We start from the raw sequence: 20434 nt of genomic DNA, 5'->3' as shown, positions 1-20434 counted from the left end.
TATAATAAAATACCTATTCCATGCAAGTCTTTTACTCCTCAAAATCCGCCTCCGGGAAATAACTGCCTATAAGACTCTCAAATTCAGCATCTTCCGCTTTATTCTCAGCCTTGCCATAGGTTGCCTCATACCAGCGGTCATACTCCTCTTTGGTTATGGCCTGTAATGAGAAGGACTTGCCCATTGCTTTATCCAATAAGGCTTCAATTTTTTCCATATTTTTTTGCAGCATATCTGTTAAAGCGGCGTAAGCACAAACCAAATAGACCAAATCGTCCTCTTTGAAAGCAATGTCCACCTGTTTCAGCTGACTTCTTAAAATAATATCCTCAACCTCATTGCGAAGTAAAGGCCATTCTTCTTGTAATTTCTTTTTATCCTCGGGCAGAGCAGGGGGCCTTTTTTTGGGCTTTGGTGCCTCTTTTTTTGCCACTTTTTGCTCCATGGGCTGCATCTGTACGGAAACACCTTGGGCAACCTGACGCTCCAATCCTGCAAGCCTTGCCGCTAAAGCTGTCATATCTGTCTGTGTCCAAGGGGAACACAAACGCAAAAGCTCAACCTCCAATAAAATCCGCTCATTGGTACTGTATCGCATATCCCCTTGCAAATAAGAAAACCTCTCAATAAGAAAAATTGCCTCTTGTGGGGATATAAATGCACTACAACCCTTTAGCCTCTCCAAATTTTCCCCGGAAAGATCCAAAACTCCTGTGGCATCCCCAAGGGTACTTACCATGAGATAATTTCGCAGATGCCCCAAATATTCAGAAACGAACTGTTTGATATCCCTGCCTGAAAGCATCATTTCCTCAACCAGCTCCATGACCCGTCGGCTATCCTTCTTTCCCAATGCCTGGGTCATTTCAAAAAGCACCGTTTGATCCACAGCACCCATTACATCCAAAACCATCTCCAGTGTTACTGTCTCACCACTATAAAAGGCAAGGCACTGATCTAAAATACTCAGGGAATCTCGCATAGAGCCATCCCCCAGCTGTGCCACATAGCGCACTGCCTCTGGGGTAATATCCTGCCCTTCCTCCGCCAAATATCCCATCAAGGTATTGGTAATATCATCTGTGGTAATTCTTCGAAAATCAAACCGCTGACAGCGGGAGAGAATGGTTGCAGGTACCTTTTGAGGGTCTGTAGTTGCCAAAATAAAAATGACATGGGCAGGGGGTTCCTCTAAGGTTTTCAGCAATGCATTAAAGGCGCTGTTGGACAGCATATGCACCTCGTCAATGATATAGACCTTATAATACCCCTCTGTAGGGGGATACTTAACTTCCTCTCTAATTTCCCTTATATTATCCACGCTGTTATTTGATGCAGCGTCTATTTCAATTACATTGACACTTCTGCCCACCAATATGTCTTTGCAAAGGGCACATTCATTGCAAGGTTCTCCATCTTCTGTGGGAGAAAGGCAATTAATGGCACGGGCAAATATTTTTGCAGTAGAGGTTTTTCCCGTTCCCCTAGTCCCGCAAAACAAATAGGCATGGGAAACCCGCCCTGATTTGATCTGGTTTTTCAGGGTTTTTACAATATGTTCCTGCCCAATGACTCCACCAAAGGTATTGGGTCTGAACTTTCTGTATAGCGCCGTATAAGACATGGTCTCCCTCCTTCTTTTATAACTTACGTCAGTATACCATATGGTTCAAAAAATGAAAAGCGTCGTTAAACGCCTACCATTGCCAAGGAAAACCAACTTTTTACAATTATTTTTCCAAACTGGTTAACAAACACTTTTTATGAGACAAAATTCTTTTCCAAGTAGAATTGATTATGCTAACCATATTTGTAAATAAAGTTCTTATTTTCAAAGTTTATGTCAAACGGATTTTTTTGTAAAATTATTACATTTATGATATGATAAATGTAATTTAATTTATGAAACTTTATCCAACCAAAGTCTACTCTTTCATGTTATTTCTTATCCCCGCAAGATGGTTTCATGCCCCAGTAATATTGTTTAAAAAAAGATTCTCGATTCTGCAACGGAAAATACTCTATTTTCAAAGGAGCATGATTGATGAAAAGCCAATGGGAAAATTACAATAAAAACCTCTTAGAGTATTTAACAGTCATAACCCAAAACAATTATATCTCAAACCTGTTTTATGACACACCTTTTTTGGTATTAAGCAGGGCAATTGCATCAATTCCTGCTGACGCCTTTACTGTAGCCCAATGGGAGGAAGCAGCCAACTACTTACTGCGAGAGAAAATATCTTTTTCTTCCAGCCAACAGGCAATTTACTATCTCTCCGTTCTTGGGTGGTCTATATCAGCTACTCCTTACATTTTGTTGGAGGATAGAAGTAATTTCCTTGAAAAGTCATGGCAAAATAGAAAAACAACCATCTAAAAAGGCAGTCACCGCATTAACGATTTCTGCCAAAACCCCTCATATGAAAAACATAAGCCCGCATTGCAAGGATTTACAAGAATTTTCTTGTATCAAGCAATGGGGCCTTTTTCTTTTTTACAACATACGTATTTTTTTGAATCTTTATCAATGCATTTATTTATAGAAATCCGTGCATCTGTTTTTGTTGCACCGCCCAACACGTTACCATGTTCTGCAACTACTCTCTGGCACCCTCACAACACACAGAAGTAGACCGCTTAGTGCTGCTGCCTTCCGACCCTGACACGATTCACAGGCTCCTGTTGCGTAAGACCCGAGCATCAACGCCGCTTCCCATGGGCAGACTATCAAACGCTGCACCGAGAACAGACATCACCCCCACTATAGCGGATTGTGGGTACAGGGCGCCGCTACCTCCCCGGCTAGCACGGAAATATTACCGAAATAATGATTGCTATTTTCTTCTAAAACAGCAAACTGTTTTGCTCAGTGACCCTCATTCTGATTCCTTAAAATCAGTTCCTAGGCTTTAACACCCTACCAAATAGATTATCACTTAGAAATAGCCTTATTAGTATAACCGTTTTTTATGTCTCTGTCAACACAGCCTCTCCGTTTTACGAAACCGTTTGAAAAACAAGCGCATAAATTGACTACATTCCTCTTGCAAAATACCTTCCTCCACAAGCACCTGATGGTTGAACCTAGGCTCATCCAGAAGATTCATAATGGAACCGGCACACCCTGCCTTACTATTTCTTGTTCCAAAAACTACCTTAGGAATTCTTGCTTGCACAATGGCTCCCGCACACATAGGGCATGGCTCCACGGTGACATAAAGGATGCAATCCTCCAAGCGCCAATCCCCAACGATAGCCGCCGCCTTATTTATCACATCAATTTCAGCGTGACATAAAGGATTTTTTGCAGTATTTCTTAGATTATAGCCACGCGCAATGATCTCTCCGTTTCTCACCATCACAGCACCAATGGGTACCTCTCCCGCATCAAACGCCTTCTTCGCTTCTGCCAGCGCTTCCTTCATATATTGTTCCGAATCCGTCATTTTCATTCCCTCTCTAGGATGCAGGCTTGGAAAGAAAAAGCTTGCCCGTCCTTGTCACGTCTTCTGTTACATTCCAATAATCATCTATTCCATCGCCATTCCAATCACAGGGATATATAGCCTGCCCATATTGAATATCTTCGTTGGAAGAGCGCAGTCCTTTCTCTGTTAATATATAGCGGATGGCTGTGCCTGTGGCATCACAAATATAAACTTCCTTTACTCCATCCCCATTTAAATCGCCGCTATATAAGGCACCATATAAGCTTTCTACACCCAAGTGGGTACTCCAAAGCTTTAATAAACCTGTTTCCATATGATGATACATATATAAATCCATGCCATCGGTCATCAGATATTCCGCTGTGCCATCTCCATCCAAATCTGTAATAAGACACTGGGTTACCCTGTGACGCAGGGATTCCCGCTGGGTTTTGTGCCAACCCTCTCCACCCGATTCATAGGTCTCCATTGCCTGACCTGTAAACAAAAACAACTTACCTTTTTCGGAGCCTAAAGCAGTTCCACCACCGCTTTCCAAGGGAATTTCAGTGATAGGCTGTAATTTGGAATCATAAAAAACGATTTTTTCAGCTCTGTTTATTTCACCTTCACCTTCAATGGCCTCTTCTGCCATTTGGGCCCAAAGAACCACCAGCATGTCCTCATTACCATTCTCTAAGAAAACTGCCGATACCGCTTCCACACCCTTTGCAGGATTTATTTTGCGCATTCTGCTGATAACCTTACCGGAAAGATGATACAATTCCACCTTGCCATCTTGAATAGAAGCAACTACACCGCTGCGGTTTTTTGCTACAAAGCCATCTGCAGGCAAACTACCGTTCAGCTCTCGGTATCCACTTTGAATGCCTGTCCAATTCTCGTAGGCAGTAAAGCCTCCATTAGCTAAAAAAGGATTGCGTTCTCGCAAACTATACTCTTCTTCATCATAACCACCGACATAATATACCCCAGCCAGATGATTGCTCACAAAAATGCAATTCACCTCTCCTGCGGTATCCCCATTGTAATGCAAAAGTTCCGCCGTAGCGATAACGCTTTGACTACCTACAACAGATTTTAAAGGATATCCTGCATCCTGAGAGGCGTTAAATAAACGGGCATTTTCTTCGGTATCCTGAGGAATTTCACCGCCGTGAAAAGATAGACTATCTTTATCATAGCTCCAATAAAATTCATCCATTACAGCATCAATTTGTGCCACATATGCCTCCTGCTCCGCCGGAGTCAGGCTTATGCTTTGATCTCGGTCTTTCCCGCTGCAGCCTGTGATGCAAAATAAGCACATCCCGATGAACAGCATCATTGCTTTTTTCATATTCTCATTCCTCTCAAAGGGCTGGTCTTCCTTTTTATACTAAAAAGATTTATGAAGTCCAATTAATAAATTATGTTTCATATATAATTTCCTTCTATTATATAATAAGCCCTCTGATTTTTCAAATTCATTTTCCAAAGACCATCTCCACTAAAATAACTGCGGCAATCACGCCAGCAAAGTTTGCAATTAAAGCACATGGCAAGGTATATCGAGTCTTTCTAACTCCCACTGACAAAAAATATAAGCTCATGGTATAAAAAACCGTTTCTGTACAGCTCATCATTACTGAAGAAACCCGACCCAAAAAAGAATCAGGCCCGAAGTTTTGAAAAATGTCCAGTAAAAGCCCCGTTGCCGCCGAGGAAGAGACCAAACGTATAATGCTAAGGGGGGCCAATTCCGCAGGAAACCCCACCCGCTCCACTATTGGCCGTATGAAGTTTGTCATGATATCTAAGAGTCCTCCCCCACGGAAAACCTCTACAGCAACAATTAAGCCGATTAAGGTTGGCAAAATATCCACCACTGTTTTTAGCCCTTCCGTTGCCCCTTCCAAAAAGACTTCATAAAGCTTTACCTTTTTCAAACAACCAAAGCACACGATAAATAACACCGTGGCAGGGATAATATAATCCGATATTACCAATAACAGCCGCATAGTTTCACTCCGTTCTGTCCATTATTTTAGCCGCAACAATGCCTATAAGAGTCGTTAAAAATGTGGCAACTATGCCTACCCCCACAATTTCAGCCGGCGCATGGGAGCCAAACTCCGTGCGGTAAGCCAAAATATTCATTGTAACCAGCTGTAAAGAGGACATATTTACCGTTAAAAACATACACATTGCACCTGTGGCTCTTTCTTTCTCCTGATTCAGCTTCTGCAGTTCCTTCATTGCCATTAACCCTGCCGGCGTGGCCGCCCAGCCTAAACCCAAAAAATTCGCGGCGAAGTTTGCTGCTATGTATTGTCTGGCTTTATGATGTCTTGGTACAGACGGGAATAAAAAATCCATAGCAGGCGTTAATTTTTCGGCCAAAATATCAATCATGCCGCCCTTTTCTGCTATTTTTAAAATTCCTGACCACATAGCGATCACACCTGCCATTGTAATTGCCAGTTCCACGGCACTCTTCCCCCCGCTTAAAACCGCCGCTGTAACCATATCCATTCGGCCTAAAAACGCCCCGGTCAAAATCCCTCCGATAATAAAAAATCCCCATATTGCATCCAGCATATTACCGCCTCCTTGTCCCTTTATCCTTTAATCTATGCTTGTACCCCATACATTCATGCTTGACCTACGCAAAAACTTTACCTTTGCCATCAAAATAATTGATAGATTGTTTGAATGAAACAAGCTTATTCTTCAACATATTTCATAATTTCTCTTTTTTTCTAATCTTTTTTTTATCTAATTTCTTTAGATTTGTTTGCTATGCATAAAATTTTCTCTATTTGGAGGGTTACATTTTCCTTTTCTTACCAGTAATTTTTTGTTGTAATTTGTCGATTTTCGTGTTAAACTTTTCCTAAGTTGTTTAAAAGTAGTTACCTAAACAGAAAATTACAATTCAGAGGTGAATTAAATGAAATCTACAGGAATTGTTCGTAAAGTAGACGAGCTAGGCCGAGTAGTTCTGCCAATCGAGCTGCGCAGAAATATGGGAATTGAAATCAAGGACTCTTTAGAGATTTTTGTGGAAGAAGATTCCATTGTTCTTAAGAAATATGAACCCGCTGATATTTTTTCCGGCAGCATGGAAGACCTGATTGACTATAAGGGCAAAAAGGTTTCCAAGGCTTCTATCTTGGAAATGGCAAAGTTGGCAGGCTTGGATCTGAAGTAAAACGAATAAAAAAGAGCAAAAGGGTATTGACTTTGTCGATATCCTTTGTTTTTTATATGAATTCTTCCAAAAAAATCCATATACTATGGTTTTATACCGCTTTTCTCAAAAGAAAAGCGGTATTTTTATTGACAAGTCTATATTGTATCTCATAAAATAACATTATTATGATTAAATTTTGACAAACGAAGGGTGGAAACGACATGAATACAACATTTCAAGGCAGCAAGGATTATGTGGCAAGTGACGAATTAATGCGCTCCGTCAATATTGCCATTGCCCTCCAAAAGCCTTTGCTCATCAAGGGTGAGCCCGGCACCGGCAAGACAATGCTGGCAGAAGCAATCTCCACCGCATTGGGAAAAGACCTCATTATTTGGAATATTAAGTCTACCACAAAAGCACAGGACGGCCTTTACGTTTACGACGTGGTTCAGCGTTTGTATGATAGCCAGTTCGGCAACGAAGGCGTAGATGATATTCAGAAATATGTAAAGCTTGGAAAATTAGGCGAGGCTTTTACCTCAGAAAAACAGGCTATTTTATTGATTGATGAGATTGATAAGGCGGACTTAGAATTCCCCAACGACTTACTCTGGGAGTTAGATAAAATGGAATTCTATATCCCCGAGACAAAGGAAACCGTTAAAGCAGTACAACGCCCCATTGTTATAATTACGTCAAACGCAGAAAAGGAACTGCCCGATGCGTTCTTGCGTCGCTGTATCTTCCATTATATCGAGTTCCCTGATGAACAGCAGATGATAGAAATCATTAAAGTGCATTATCCTGATGTGGAAGAGCACCTTTTGGAGCAGGTTTTGGAAACCTTCTATTGGATTAGAGACCTGTATAACATTCAGAAAAAACCCAGTACATCCGAGGTAATCGATTGGATTCAGGCTTTGGTTCTGGGTGGCATTGACCCTGACAAAATTAAAGAAAAAGTGCCTTTTGCTGGGGTATTGTTAAAAAAGAACGAGGATATTGACACCATGAGGAGATATTTAAAGTAAAAGCAGGTGAGCCGATATGTTTACTTCATTTTTTTATCTGCTTCGTGCCAGAGGGCTTAACGTTTCCCTGAACGAATGGATGTCTCTGGTGGAAGCATTGGACAAGGGCCTTCACGGCTCCAGCTTTACGGGCTTTTATTATCTTTGCCGCAGTGTGCTTGTAAAAAGTGAAACGGACTTTGATAAATTTGACGGTGCCTTCCTAGAATTCTTTAAAGACATGGAATTTGCTACCGATGAATTGCCCAAGGAGCTTTTAGATTGGCTGGAAAATCCCGCTGATGAACCGGGAAAAGAGTTTGACATGGCTCGTGCTATGGAAAACGAGCGTCTATCGCAAAGTGAAATACAAAAAATGTTTCTTGAGCGGCTGGAAGAGCAAAAGGAAGAGCACAACGGCGGTAGCTATTGGGTTGGTACCGGCGGTGTTTCCGTTTTCGGCAACAACGGCTTCAGCCCAAGGGGAATTCGTGTTGGCGGTCAAGGCGGTCAACGACGTGCTTTTCAAGTGGCAGGAGAGCGAAAATTCCGAGACTTCCGTCAAGATAACACCTTGGATACCCGCCAGTTTCAAATGGCCTTTCGTAAACTTCGTCAATTTTCTGCCCGAGCAGAGGAAGCGAGAACAGAATTTGATATTGACGAAACCATCCGTGAAACTTGCGATAATGCTGGGAACCTAAAGGTGGTTTATGAAAAGCCAAGAAAAAATACAGTTAAGCTTTTGCTGCTGATGGACAGTGGCGGGTCTATGGAATATTACAGCAGGCTTTGCAGTGCACTATTCCAAGCTGTAAGCAAGTCTAATCATTTTAAAGATTTAAAGGTATATTATTTCCACAATTGCATTTATTCCAGATTATACACCGAGGCAGATTTAAGCCCTCGTGATACCATTTCCACTGAATGGGTATTAAACAACCTCAGCAGTGAATATAAAGTTATCATCGTAGGTGATGCCCAAATGGAGCCATCAGAGCTGTTAAACCCCAGTTTCTATTCCTTCGGGGTAAGGAACGAGGTAACAGGTATGGAATGGCTGCAAAAATTTAAGGACAAGTATCCTCATGTTGTTTGGCTAAACCCTTCTGAGCGTCCTACTTGGGGCGGCTGGTGGGCAAAGACCTATGATATTATTCATAAAGAATTTGATATGTATCGCTTGTCCCTGGAAGATTTAAATAGTGCTTTAAAAAAGCTTATGGTCTCAAGATAATATCTGCTGTATCGGCAAAAACCGATACAGCTTTTTTCTATGGTATTCCCTTTTCCTAAACTTGATTTCCTTTACTCTATAAAAAACTTTGCTCAAGAAAAAAAGAGTAATCCCAAAGGTCATGTTTAACCTTAGGAATACCCTTTTTGCCCTAATAGAGAGCTGTTTTCTCCACTGCTGTTTTTGATAAACTTACCTTTTTTCAGTATAACAACAAATCAAAGAATAGCAGAAAAAGATTGATTTGGGAAATCATTGAGCATACACACTATCCCTACCCCGTCTGGTGTTTATGCCCACCACCCCTATCATCAAACCAAAGGCATAGGGAGGTTTTGGTTTGGCTATTTCTCTTCTAATCTTTTTTCTATTGCAGTCCTATTTTCAAAATAAACCCCTCATCAGGACTAGTTACTCTAATCAACAAAAAGGAGGATTTGGAGGGATGTACCAAGGTACGTTTTCCTTAATGTTTCACAGGTTAATTCCCAAATGGGAAATCTATTTCAAATACAGGTTACCATTAAGCTTGTTCTCAAAAACAGTTTGTGGAATATGATCACTGGCGGAAAAGAGCATTGAAAGATGGATTCTTTACAAGGAACGGTCGCCCGAGGGCGGACTTGCAAAAGCCATAAAATAACAGGTTTATGCCTGTTAATCACAACACTCTTCTCTTTCAGAGATTTATATATAAAACCTTTTCCTTATGCTTCCTCGGTGATATAACCGATATTGGTACGGATTACATCACAGGAATGCTGGAACGCTTTTAATTCTTCTTCGTTTAAGCGCAATTCAAACACTTCCTCAACACCATCTTTGCCAATCACACAAGGAGTGCTAATGAAAATATCACTTTGCCCATATTCACCGTTTAACTGTGTACTGCAAGGCATAACCACCTTTTCATCATGGAAAATAGCATGAACAAAACGTGCAAGGGTTGACGCAATGCCATACTCCGTACAGCCTTTTCCAGCAAAGGTTACCCAGCCACCTTTTGTAGCTTCTTCCAAAACCGCCCCATGATCCACTTTGTATTTCTCATTTTCCTCAGCAAGCTCTGCAAGGGGTTTGCCGTTTACAGTCACATGAGACCAAGGAGCCATTTGGGAATCCCCGTGCTCACCCATGGTATATGCCACCAGTGATTTATGATCAACACCTGTCTCTCTGGACAAAACAGCCTTAAAACGAGAACTATCCAAGCCTGTACCTGTACCGAATACACGGGATCTATCAAAACCGGAGAGCTTATGCACCTGTCTTGCAACAATGTCGCAAGGGTTTGTAATATTAATGAAAATACCTTGGAACCCCGCATCCACCACCTGCTTTACAAAGCTGTTTACCATGCCGATGGATACATTCAATTCATCCAAACGGTTATTACTCTTGGTAATAACGCCAACGCTGACAACAACCACGTCGCAATCCTTCAAATCAGCATATCCACCGGTGCGCACCTCTACCCGATGGGGCAGATAAGCAACGCTGTCTCTTAAATCTTGACACTCGCTGATTGCTTTTTGCTCATTTATATCCACTAAAACCAATTCATCTACAATCCCCTGTACCGCTAAACTATAGGCACAATGGGCACCAACATGACCGACTCCGACAATACCAACACTTCTTGTTTTCAATTGAAAAACCTCCTAATATGAAATTGTATTTTGTTATATTCCAAGATGGAATAATTATAAGCCAAAGCCAGAAAAAAGAATATGTGTGTAAAGCATACTCAACGTCATATAAATTATCAAAATTACGGCAAACGCTGCCATAGTACGTTTCAAAACTTCCCCTTCTTTGCCAATCACCCCTACGGTTGCACATGCAGCAACAACATTATTGGGACAAATTAAATTACCCAAGGAGCCTCCCGCATTCTGCCCTGCAAAAACTGTAATAGGGTTTAGTCCCAACATGTTTGCCGCATTCAAATGCATGGGTGCAAACATAATATTGGAACCAAGGCCTGTGCCTGTAATAAAAGAGCCAGCAGAACCAATAGCAACTGCCGCCGCAGGATACAACGGCCCTGCCGTATTGGCAATGGTGGAAGCAATTAATTGAATCATGCCCGTTTGACTATTTTGCATTATATAAGAAACTGTCAATAAGGAACCCATGGTAACCAATACAGGAACCACTCGCGTGATTGTCTGCTTCATGGTATCAAAGAACCCTTCTGCACTGACGCCCAAAATAACACAACCAATGCAGGCACACAAAAAAACTACAACATCAACCCAAACAATATATCCAAAGGTTGTCAAAATCGAGAAAGGTACCGTATAACGTACCAATGGGAGCAATACTACCAATACCAAATAGGGAGACAATGCATGAAAAGAGGAATAATGGCGAAGCTCTTTTTCATTTTTACCACTAAAACTATTTTCACCTTTATAACGATACTCTTCAGGGGTTTTGATTTTCACCAGCTTCAAATAGATAACAGAGCAAACAATAGAGAGCAAGCCTGTTCCAAGGCTGGTAATTTCAGGCCCAATAAAGTTAGAAAGTCCAAACATAATAAGTCCTGTGCTGATTCCAGCAAATAATAAATAAGGTATAATTCCTTTAAAGCCTTTCTTTCCAAACGCAATCATTACAATCAAAAACGGAATCACAAAAACACCAAACATATGAATTCTACCAACCATAGCGGAATTTAAGGAAGCGGTACTAATGCCTTGCTCCACCAAATAAGAGCCACCTGTGATAGTGGTAAGGCCAGCACCTCCCCATGAACAAGGTGTGGCATCACCTAACAGCGCAACCACAATTGCCACAATGGGGTCAAACCCCAGACCAACCAAAAACGGTGCGGCAATTGCCGCCGGAGAGCCTGCTCCTGCAGCACCCTCTAAAAAGATAGGCACCATAAGCCCAACAATAATCAGCTGTGCTCTACGGTCATCAGTAACACCAGCCAAAGTATTTTGCACCTGCTTCATAGCCCCTGAGCGCTGCATCAGGTTTAACAACAAAAAGGAAGAAAAAACCAGCATAACAATTTTTGTGCCTTCTTTAATACCCTTCCATAACAGCCCATCTATCATGGTAACGGTATCCTTAAAAACTGCATCTGCAGGGCTAAAATATGTAAAAGCAAGAATAATAATATACACTAGCCCTACCGGTGCGACCTTCATTGCAGGTTTTTTTAGAACAATGATTCCCACCAAAATTAATACCAAGGGGCTAAGTGCCATTACAAAATCCATCATAACCATCTCCTTTTTCCCAATTCTCAATATGTTCTTTGCTTCTTGTAGCTCCATTTTTCAAAAATAAAAGGACCCATGGCGATCGCCACGAGTCCCTTTCCTCTTTTATGCCTAAGAGTGTTCTTTCTTGTCTCTTCTCATATTATAGAGGCATTTCTCACATGACAATCAGCACTATTCTTCTCTTTGCCCATAATAATCACCACGAGGACCAGAAGGATAGCGCTAATAATCAGCTGGATACCATATTGAGTTGTATACAACGCAATCGTATTCATAGGAAATACCTCACTTTTCTTTTCTAAAAATGGAATAGCAAAACAATACCACGTTCTTTTAGGGGTGTCAACGCCGCTCATTTTGCCTTCTTTTCGTAAATTGTACAACTTTTTATACAAAATATTTTTTGTACCAACAAAAATACCAATGTTTTAGAAAGAAATGTATTTATTGACATACAATTTTCCGAAAATATTTTTTTATAGGTATTCTGTATACTTTGTACTCCATTTATTTTCTACATTAATGTGCGAAAATAAAATAAATACAAAAATACCCCCGAGCATATGCCCGGGGGTTCATACAAACAAATATTCACGAGGAGAAGTACTATCAATACTAATTATACAATACTATCCAGCTTTTGCTTTAAAACAGTAGGAGGGGTTACACCAACAACTGCATCAACAGGTTTACCATCCTTAAAAAATAACATATTGGGTACACTCATAATCTGATATTTTTGCGCCAAATCCATAGATTCGTCAATATCAACCTTGAAAACCTTAGCCTTACCTTCATATTCAGCGGAAAGCTGCTCCAAAACAGGGCCCATCATCTTACAAGGTCCACACCATGTAGCTGAAAAATCAACTAAAACGGGGACTTTACTCTCTAATACTTCTTTTTGAAATTTATCTGATTTAATCTGCAACATTTTACATTCCTCCTAGTTCTGATTTTCTCCAAAAATTCGAAACCTATTCTTTGATTTGAGTATAGCATAGGTACCAGAATAAATCAATATTTTTTACTAAATAATAATCATTCTTATTGACTTAGTCACATAACGCATTCACAAAAAGATTTTTTTACCCTGACAGCTTGCAGGATAAATTTATTATATTCATTGCTTTATTTTTTATTATATAGAATAAATCTTTTTCAATAGGGTAATAATCACTATTGAGGATGTTATTCTCCCCCATATAATAACATTCTTTCTACTTCTTCCCCTTAAAAAAGGGTATCCTTACAGTCAAATGACGAAAGGGTACCCTTTTTCCTATTTATTTTAAAGCTTCTATAATCAAAAGGTACGCTTCCTCAACCCGAGGCATATGGGTTTTTGCTAACTCCAAATCCCCCCTTCTGAGTGCCTCTGTAGCGGGACGCAAAGCTTCGCAAAGGGTTTCCATTGACAAATTTGTTGCCAAACCCAATAACGTATGCGCTGCCCGAAATGCCGAAGAGGCTTCCTCTACCACCAAGGCTTGTCTTAATTTTTCCATATTTAAATCCCTTGGAAATTTTAATAAAAATGTCTCATAGAGGCCTTCATTACTCATAAATCGCTCCACGCCGCTATGCAGATTCACCCCTGCCACTGTCAGCTTGGCTTTCTCCAGTTTTTCCACATCCACACCCACTTTGCTGTGATTGCATCATCTCTTTTATTTGTTGGGAGAGTTTCAAAAATTCTTCCATGAATGCCGGATTAAAAATACCACATTCTCCACCTATAATCATTTCTACCGCTTTTTCGTGGGAATATGCCTGCTTATAAATTCTTTCACTGGTTAATGCATCATACACATCCGCCAAAGAAACAATCTGAGACCATGGTGATATTTCATCTCCCTTTAGTCCGTCAGGATAGCCCATGCCATCCCACCGTTCATGATGGTGTCTACATATATCATAAGCATAATGATAAACGGAATTATGATGAATTGCAGGTATCTGATCTAACAATTCGCATCCTCTTACGGTATGAGTTTTCATAATCTGAAATTCGTCTGGGGTAAGCCTCCCCGGCTTATTTAAAATATAGTCAGGAATTGCGATTTTTCCCACATCATGCATAATTGCCGCAGTGGCAATTTTATTTATCTCCGCTTTCTTCAGTCCTTTTCCAAAGGCAGTTTTTTGCAGAAAGAATAATGTCAAATCGTGAATTCTTTTAACATGCTCTCCACTTTCGCAGTCTCGAAACTCAATGGCGGTGGCCAATGCCCCAATCATTGCATTGTTCAATCCCTGAATCTCTTTCGATTTTTCATCCAGCTCTATTTCTTGTAATTGCACTTGTTGGTTTAATTGATTACGCATGGTACAAAGCTCCATAATGCTTTCCATGCGCTTTTTTACAATATGGGCGATAATGGGGCGTTCAATCACGTCCATAACACCCAATTCATACCCACGAAGGGTTGATTCTTCCGTACACTCAGCCGTAATCAAAAAAACGGGCACCTTTTCCATAAAATTTCGCTCATGCAAAATTTCCAGAACACCAAAACCATCCATTACCGGCATGATAATATCCAGAACCACCGCTGCTAAGCCCTCTCCATGGACATCAATTGCCTCCAAAGCCTCTAACCCGTTTTCAGCCTCCAAGACTGTGTACTCATCTTGAAAAATTTCACGGAGGATTACACGGTTTACTTCAACGTCATCTACTACCAATATCGCCCTTCTTTCATTCGCCGCCATGCTTTTCCTCCATTTCAGATTTTTATTAAACGACTCGCAAATGATTCCCTTTGGCTGCCCTATGATTAACTAAGAGCTTGTACCCCTTTCAACTACTTCGAAAGCCCCGCAAAAATTGGGCGGGGTGTTTCGAATGCCCGTTAAAACAATAATTGGTAAATTTTACCTTCATTATAGTATAACATAAGGGAAAGAGAGGGTAAAGATTTCATAAGATACAAAAATATAATTAACGAACCTTAAAATTGCTCAATATCTATAATCTCCGGTGCATAACCTTGTTTCAGAGCCTTTTGGCAAATGGAATAAAACATATCTGTATAGTCACTCAGATAAAAAGTTCTTTCTCCTTCCTTTTCCTCAAGGTTAACAATTCCTTTTTCCTGCAAAAACAGTTTTACTTGTTTTGCCGTGGCTTTTGCCGGATCAACCAGTTTTACCTCTTCCCCCACAATGCCACCGATACACTTCTTCAGCAAGGGATAGTGGGTACAACCCAAAACCAAGGAATCGATGCCTTTTGCCATCAAATCCTCCAAATATTTTTCTGCTGCCAAGCGAGCCACCTGATTATCCGTCCAGCCCTCCTCGGCCAAAGGAACAAACAGGGGACACGCTCTGGAAAACACCTGCATTTCCCCATCTTTTTTACAAATCATTTTTTCATATGCCCCAGAGCGTACTGTGGCCGACGTTCCGATAACACCGATTTTTTTGTTGTGTGTGGAGCGAAGGGCTTCACCCACCCCTGCGTCCACCACTCCAAAAATAGGTACATCAAAGGCACTATGCAGCTCTTCCAAGCTGTTAGAGCTGGCTGTATTGCAGGCAACAATAATCGCCTTTACTTCCTTGGTTAGCAAAAAACGAACATTTTGCTTGGAAAACTTCGTTACTGCCTCCTTAGACTTGCTGCCATAAGGTAAGCGGGCCGTATCGCCAAAATATACGATATTTTCATGAGGCATGACCTTCATGACCTGTTTTACAACTGTCAATCCGCCCACTCCCGAGTCAAATATACCAATCGGTCTTTTATCCATAAGGTTCCTTCTTTCCTTTCAGCCTCGGATTCCATTATCACGGTTGAGGGCCAATTCAATCAAGCAATCCATTAGTTCTGCTTTTGGTACTCCGGCTGTTTCCCACAGCATGGGGTACATACTAATGGAAGTAAAACCAGGCATGGTGTTGATTTCATTAAACAAAACCCGCCCTGTTTCCTCCTCCAAGAAAAAGTCAACCCGGGCCAAACCACTGCCATCTACCGCCTGATAAATTTTTGCGGCAATCTTTCGTATGGTTTTCTCTTCATCTGCCGTAATTGGAGCAGGGATTACAGTGCGGGACTCGCTGTTGTTATATTTCGCATCATAGTCATAAAATTCTGCAGCCGGCAGCACTTCGCCGACACCGCTTACTACAGGCTCCTCATTGCCAAGAACAGAGCATTCAAATTCTCTGCCGATAATCGCCTCTTCTACAATAATTTTTCGGTCATACTCTGCTGCCAAGTTGATTGCATTGACTAAAGTTTCTTTGTTCTTAGCCTTGCTAATGCCCACGGATGAACCTGTATTTGCTGGTTTTACAAAGCAAGGATAGCCCAGCTTCTTTTCAACCCGCTCCACCAGTTTATCCATATCCTCCAGCTCCTCTTTTTGAAACCAAATGTATTTGGCTTGAGGGACCCCAGCATTTTTGGCAATTATTTTTGTAAATACCTTATCCATGCAGACAGCGGAGGATAAAACACCGCAGCCGACATAAGGAATACACGCCATTTCCAATAGACCTTGAATGGTTCCGTCTTCCCCCCATGCACCATGCAGAGCAGGAATTACCACATCCACAGGAATTACCTTTACATGACCGTTTACTATTTTCAAAAGGGCTTTTTGCTTTGCATCAGGGCTTATAATTGCGGGGGTTGCATATTTCTCCCACTGGCCTGTTTTGATGTGCTCTGTAGGGCCAGTATAAACAAGCCATTCTCCTTCTTTTGTAATGCCAACGGGGATAACCTGATACTTTTTACTATCTATTTCATTAATCATCGTTGTTGCAGACATTCTGGAAACTTCGTGTTCTGACGACTGTCCGCCGAATAATACGATTACAGTTTTTCTATTCATATACAAACCTCTTTTCTGCTCCTGAAAGCTGAGTCCAATCAGTACCATTATATGCAATCTATCATTGGCTGACAATAAAAAAATTGATAATTCCTTATTTCAGCTTATTCATGGCAAAAAAAACAAGTCGTCCTCTGTGTTGTAACAGAGGAACGACCTTTCTCATCAGAATTGTTCAGCCACAAATGCTTTAATTGGATTAAGCATTACCCTTTAAAAGATGGGAAATGGATTTATACAACAAAAACGTCATAGTGCCGTTGATACCCGCCTTTAATAAGTTAAAAGGAATGATGATGGGAACCAGCATAGGGATAATTTTTTCTAAAGGCATATTCATGAATAACGGTGTGAATATCATGTTCATGATAACCATAGCCCCTGTCTGAACCAAAGCACCAACTACAAGAGCAAGCACTGCGTTTTTTCTTGTTTTATTTTTCTTATAAATGCTTCCTGCAACAAATGCACATGCGCCTGTGGCAAAAATGTGCATTACGATACCAATAATCCCACTGCCTGCACTCACTGTTAACCCCTGAATAATAGAAACCACGATTGCCAGCAATAAACCTGCCACGGGACCAAAGGCAAACGCACCAATTAAAATTGGGATATCCGCAGGGTCATATTCCAAGAATGCTGCCGCAGGGATCAAAGGAAAGTGAATTGCAGACACCAACACAATGGAGATAGCCCCCAGCATTGCCAAAGACACCATAACCCTTGTGGACATTTTTTTGTTGTTTTTTGTTACTGTTACTTTTGAAGATATGTTTTCCATTTACTTCTCCTCCATTTTTGTCTAAAATTTTCAGGTTATCGCCAAGAATTAAAAGCGAACCTCTTCTTTCCAAGGGGCTTTGCCCCACAGCAAAAGAAAAAGCCTGAAAATCTTCAGGCTAAATAAGCAAAATAAAGGCCGACGCAAATCCGCAGAAAAAAATTTATTTTTCCACAAAAAAACATCAAACTTTTATTCTTCTTCCATCCAGACTATACTGTCGGTTTTGGAGTTACACCAAATCCTGCGCAAGTGCGCTCGCGGACTTTACCGCCGATCGGGAATTTCACCCTGCCCTGAAGAATTTCATATATTCAATTACAGTCACATTATAAATCCAAGGGAAAGGAAAGTCAACACCAAATAATAAGATTTTTCTGCATTGTTATGGAGATTTCGCCAATAATGCCCTGGAAAGTTAAGGTTTGGACGATTCCTGCTCTTGCGTATCCCTTGCATTTTTACGTTGTTCTTTCCCTTTTTTTCTAAATATGCTCAATGCTAAATTTAGTACAACCAGTGCGATTAAAAATCCTAAAAGCATCGGCAGCACCGGGGGTATGTTCTGCCCCTGTTTGGCTGCAGTTGTCAACATAAAGACTAACAAAGCATTCCCTACCTTTCGTTATTTTAATATCTTATTACAAACCCATGGAATCCCTTTCTGTAAAGTAGAAAGAGTAATTTTGTTGATTCAAGAGATGGGATTGTTTCAATCATTTTCTATACTGTTTTTAAAAGCTTTTATTGAACCATCCATTTTAGATACTATATAATATAGCATACCAGTTTTTTGTGCACAAAAAAAGCCCTTATTGCAAAGCAATGGGCTTTTTACATTTATTAATCCTGTGTATAAGGCATCAGGGCTACGTGTCTTGCTCTTTTAATAGCAGTTGTCAACGCTCTCTGGTGCTTAGCGCAGTTGCCTGTAATTCTTCTGGGAAGGATTTTGCCTCTTTCAGAAACATATCTTCTCAGCTTATTTACATCCTTGTAATCTACGGTTGTTATTTTATCCGCACAACATTGGCAAACGCGTTTTTTTCTACGACCACGTTTTTTCTGAATCATGTCTAAGTCCTCCTTCTTTACTGAATTTTAGAAGGGCAGATCGTCATCTTCGATGCTTTCATCGATTGGGTAAAAGCCATCATCTTGGGCTGTCTGCTTTGGTGCAGCGGGGGCATCGGCCTTATGGCCTTCGAAGGATGCTTTGCTTTCAGCAAAGTATTGCTCCTCTACCACAACGTCTGTGCTCCAGCGTTTTTTGCCCTCGTTATCGTCCCAGGAACGAACCTGAAGTCTGCCGATAACGCTAACCATCTGACCTTTTTTGAAGTATTTTTCCGCGAATTCGCCTGCTTTACCAAAGGAAACACAATTGATAAAGTCAGCGTCGGGCTCGCCTTGGCGCTTGAAACGGCGGTTCACCGCCAAAGAGTATCTGGCTACGGCCAAAGGTTCATTTCCCTGAGAATATCTAACCTCGGGGTCCTTGGTCAATCGACCCATAAGAATCACTTTGTTCATAGGATTTCCTCCTTCTTACGCCTCTTTGCGAATAATGAGATAACGTAAAACGTTTTCCATAATACGCATACGAGCTTCAACTTCTGCGGGAGCATTAGCGGGAGCTTCGAATGTTGTGAAGCTTAAGAAACCTTCGTTTACTTTTTTAATTTCGTAAGCAAGCTTTCTTTTGCCCCAATCATCAACTTTTTCGATTTTCGCGCCGAATCTTTCCAAAGTAGCCTGAACTTTCGCTACTTCTTCTACTCTGCCTTCTTCGTCCAGTGCGGGACTTAAAACCATAGCTAATTCGTACTTGTTCATGTGGGTTACACCTCCTTTTGGACATATGGCTCTCCCCTTATCGGGAGAACAAGGATTTGAGTCGGCACAATTACCGACTCTAAAATAAAATATCACAAAAAACCAGCTAGTGCAAGCTTTTTTTCCTGTTTCTCAAGATTTAAAGTCTTTTTTGCTTAATCTCCATATTCCTGTTCCAATTTTTTCATTCTGCGCTCCTCCAAACGAATAAAGATGGCTCTGGCTACAAAAAACACAACACAGAAGGTAACTATATAAGAAATTGCAAATTCCTTTGAAACCTGCCTTCCGCTAAACAACCAAAACAGAAAGAAAAATACAATCCCCACAAGGGCTCCTGCAATATTTCTTTTTGGGCTCATCTGCTGACGAAGGTTTGTAGCAAGCACCACGCCCAATTGACGACTACGCACCATTTGGTAAATAGGAGCCACGATCATAATTACATACTCTGTGATACACTGGGACAAATCCATTCTAAAAAATAACACTTTTACTAAAAAGACCGCCACAACAAAAAGATAAGTTAACTGAAATAATTCCCCATAAATCTTATTTTTAGACTGTTCCACTCTTTCATCTTTCATTTTCATATTAAATGCCTCCTATTCTATTTTTCTTCCTCCCAGAATAATTCATCCAACGTTTTACCTAAAGCTTTACAAAGGGCAATGCATAAATTAATGGTTGGATTGTATTTCCCCGCTTCAATCATGCCAATGGTCTGCCTTGTTACGCCAACCCTTTGGGCAAGCTCATCCTGAGAAAGATCCAAAGCCGCTCTGGCAGACTTAATTTTCAAATTTTTCATTTCACCACTTCCTCTCTTGCTATACCTTTGT

The 20434-nt window shown here is 40.8% G+C and carries 23 protein-coding genes, 1 other RNA gene and 1 riboswitch; of the genes, 4 read left to right on the top strand and 20 right to left on the bottom strand.

Annotated features, from left to right (window positions below; genetic code table 11):
* Positions 1 to 31 precede the first annotated feature (31 nt).
* Positions 32 to 1624 (bottom strand): DNA polymerase III subunit gamma/tau, encoded by a 1593-nt coding sequence (gene dnaX, locus NE558_RS03540; protein ID WP_256148526.1) that lies wholly within the window; start codon positions 1622 to 1624, stop codon positions 32 to 34.
* Between the two features lie 420 nt (positions 1625 to 2044).
* On the opposite strand from dnaX, the gene NE558_RS03535 reads away from it, so the two are divergent.
* The gene (locus tag NE558_RS03535; RefSeq protein WP_256148525.1) at positions 2045 to 2380 is read left to right on the top strand and encodes a hypothetical protein; all 336 of its coding nucleotides are present in this window, start codon (positions 2045 to 2047) and stop codon (positions 2378 to 2380) included.
* A gap of 170 nt (positions 2381 to 2550) precedes the next feature.
* Here the strand turns inward: NE558_RS03535 and ffs are convergent.
* The 5 genes from ffs to NE558_RS03510 all read right to left on the bottom strand — a co-directional run bounded on the left by ffs (position 2551) and on the right by NE558_RS03510 (position 6032).
* An RNA gene (gene ffs / locus NE558_RS03530) (signal recognition particle sRNA large type) lies at positions 2551 to 2814 on the bottom strand.
* A gap of 167 nt (positions 2815 to 2981) precedes the next feature.
* Positions 2982 to 3449, bottom strand: coding sequence for a tRNA adenosine(34) deaminase TadA (gene tadA, locus NE558_RS03525; RefSeq protein WP_256148524.1), 468 nt, complete (start codon positions 3447 to 3449; stop codon positions 2982 to 2984).
* 13 nt (positions 3450 to 3462) lie between these two features.
* Positions 3463 to 4791 (bottom strand): FG-GAP repeat domain-containing protein, encoded by a 1329-nt coding sequence (locus NE558_RS03520; RefSeq protein WP_256148523.1) that lies wholly within the window; start codon positions 4789 to 4791, stop codon positions 3463 to 3465.
* Between the two features lie 127 nt (positions 4792 to 4918).
* Positions 4919 to 5452, bottom strand: coding sequence for a spore maturation protein (locus tag NE558_RS03515; protein WP_256148521.1), 534 nt, complete (start codon positions 5450 to 5452; stop codon positions 4919 to 4921).
* 4 nt (positions 5453 to 5456) lie between these two features.
* Positions 5457 to 6032 carry a nucleoside recognition domain-containing protein gene (locus tag NE558_RS03510; protein WP_256148520.1) on the bottom strand — a complete coding sequence of 192 codons (576 nt, stop codon included), beginning with the start codon at positions 6030 to 6032 and terminating at the stop codon, positions 5457 to 5459.
* A gap of 352 nt (positions 6033 to 6384) precedes the next feature.
* Between NE558_RS03510 and NE558_RS03505 the strand changes: the two genes are divergently transcribed.
* The 3 genes from NE558_RS03505 to NE558_RS03495 all read left to right on the top strand — a co-directional run bounded on the left by NE558_RS03505 (position 6385) and on the right by NE558_RS03495 (position 8877).
* On the top strand, positions 6385 to 6645 hold the full coding sequence (locus tag NE558_RS03505; RefSeq protein ID WP_066046600.1) for an AbrB/MazE/SpoVT family DNA-binding domain-containing protein: 261 nt from the start codon (positions 6385 to 6387) through the stop codon (positions 6643 to 6645).
* 203 nt (positions 6646 to 6848) lie between these two features.
* Positions 6849 to 7661 carry an AAA family ATPase gene (locus NE558_RS03500; protein WP_256148519.1) on the top strand — a complete coding sequence of 271 codons (813 nt, stop codon included), beginning with the start codon at positions 6849 to 6851 and terminating at the stop codon, positions 7659 to 7661.
* A 16-nt stretch (positions 7662 to 7677) separates the two neighbouring features.
* Positions 7678 to 8877, top strand: a complete 1200-nt coding sequence (locus tag NE558_RS03495) for a vWA domain-containing protein (RefSeq protein ID WP_256148518.1) — start codon at positions 7678 to 7680, stop codon at positions 8875 to 8877.
* A gap of 707 nt (positions 8878 to 9584) precedes the next feature.
* Here NE558_RS03495 and NE558_RS03490 read toward each other — a convergent pair.
* From NE558_RS03490 to NE558_RS03425, 14 genes are all read right to left on the bottom strand, one after another.
* Positions 9585 to 10526, bottom strand: a complete 942-nt coding sequence (locus NE558_RS03490) for an L-lactate dehydrogenase (protein ID WP_256148517.1) — start codon at positions 10524 to 10526, stop codon at positions 9585 to 9587.
* 54 nt (positions 10527 to 10580) lie between these two features.
* Positions 10581 to 12119, bottom strand: a complete 1539-nt coding sequence (locus NE558_RS03485; RefSeq protein ID WP_256148516.1) for an L-lactate permease — start codon at positions 12117 to 12119, stop codon at positions 10581 to 10583.
* A gap of 137 nt (positions 12120 to 12256) precedes the next feature.
* Positions 12257 to 12478, bottom strand: a complete 222-nt coding sequence (locus tag NE558_RS03480) for a hypothetical protein (RefSeq protein WP_256148515.1) — start codon at positions 12476 to 12478, stop codon at positions 12257 to 12259.
* Between the two features lie 263 nt (positions 12479 to 12741).
* A complete protein-coding gene (trxA, locus tag NE558_RS03475; protein ID WP_066046587.1) occupies positions 12742 to 13056 on the bottom strand; it encodes a thioredoxin in 315 nt (104 codons plus the stop codon).
* 352 nt (positions 13057 to 13408) lie between these two features.
* Complete coding sequence (locus NE558_RS03470) at positions 13409 to 13756, bottom strand: Hpt domain-containing protein (protein ID WP_256148514.1); 348 nt, start codon at positions 13754 to 13756, stop codon at positions 13409 to 13411.
* Positions 13704 to 14837 (bottom strand): HD-GYP domain-containing protein, encoded by a 1134-nt coding sequence (locus NE558_RS03465; RefSeq protein WP_256148513.1) that lies wholly within the window; start codon positions 14835 to 14837, stop codon positions 13704 to 13706. The genes NE558_RS03470 and NE558_RS03465 overlap by 53 nt, the downstream gene beginning before the upstream one ends.
* Positions 14838 to 15076: 239 nt before the next feature.
* The gene (gene murI, locus NE558_RS03460) at positions 15077 to 15880 is read right to left on the bottom strand and encodes a glutamate racemase (RefSeq protein WP_256148512.1); all 804 of its coding nucleotides are present in this window, start codon (positions 15878 to 15880) and stop codon (positions 15077 to 15079) included.
* An 18-nt stretch (positions 15881 to 15898) separates the two neighbouring features.
* Positions 15899 to 16972, bottom strand: a complete 1074-nt coding sequence (locus NE558_RS03455) for a D-alanine--D-alanine ligase family protein (RefSeq protein WP_256148511.1) — start codon at positions 16970 to 16972, stop codon at positions 15899 to 15901.
* A 199-nt stretch (positions 16973 to 17171) separates the two neighbouring features.
* The gene (locus NE558_RS03450; RefSeq protein WP_256148510.1) at positions 17172 to 17756 is read right to left on the bottom strand and encodes an ECF transporter S component; all 585 of its coding nucleotides are present in this window, start codon (positions 17754 to 17756) and stop codon (positions 17172 to 17174) included.
* Positions 17757 to 17947: 191 nt separating this feature from the next.
* Positions 17948 to 18064: riboswitch (FMN riboswitch) on the bottom strand.
* Positions 18065 to 18599: 535 nt separating this feature from the next.
* Positions 18600 to 18830 carry a 30S ribosomal protein S18 gene (rpsR, locus tag NE558_RS03445; RefSeq protein WP_066046580.1) on the bottom strand — a complete coding sequence of 77 codons (231 nt, stop codon included), beginning with the start codon at positions 18828 to 18830 and terminating at the stop codon, positions 18600 to 18602.
* 27 nt (positions 18831 to 18857) lie between these two features.
* Entirely contained in the window at positions 18858 to 19289 is a 432-nt protein-coding gene (locus tag NE558_RS03440) for a single-stranded DNA-binding protein (protein WP_066046578.1), read from the bottom strand.
* A 15-nt stretch (positions 19290 to 19304) separates the two neighbouring features.
* Complete coding sequence (rpsF, locus tag NE558_RS03435; RefSeq protein ID WP_066046575.1) at positions 19305 to 19592, bottom strand: 30S ribosomal protein S6; 288 nt, start codon at positions 19590 to 19592, stop codon at positions 19305 to 19307.
* A 155-nt stretch (positions 19593 to 19747) separates the two neighbouring features.
* Positions 19748 to 20185 (bottom strand): DUF6773 family protein, encoded by a 438-nt coding sequence (locus tag NE558_RS03430; protein WP_256148509.1) that lies wholly within the window; start codon positions 20183 to 20185, stop codon positions 19748 to 19750.
* Positions 20186 to 20202: 17 nt separating this feature from the next.
* Complete coding sequence (locus NE558_RS03425) at positions 20203 to 20403, bottom strand: helix-turn-helix transcriptional regulator (protein WP_256148508.1); 201 nt, start codon at positions 20401 to 20403, stop codon at positions 20203 to 20205.
* Positions 20404 to 20434: the final 31 nt, after the last annotated feature.

It is taken from the genome of Anaerotignum propionicum, from assembly GCF_024461735.1.
Lineage (GTDB): Bacteria > Bacillota > Clostridia > Lachnospirales > Anaerotignaceae > Chakrabartyella.
This window is presented reverse-complemented; position numbering and strand designations above follow the sequence as displayed.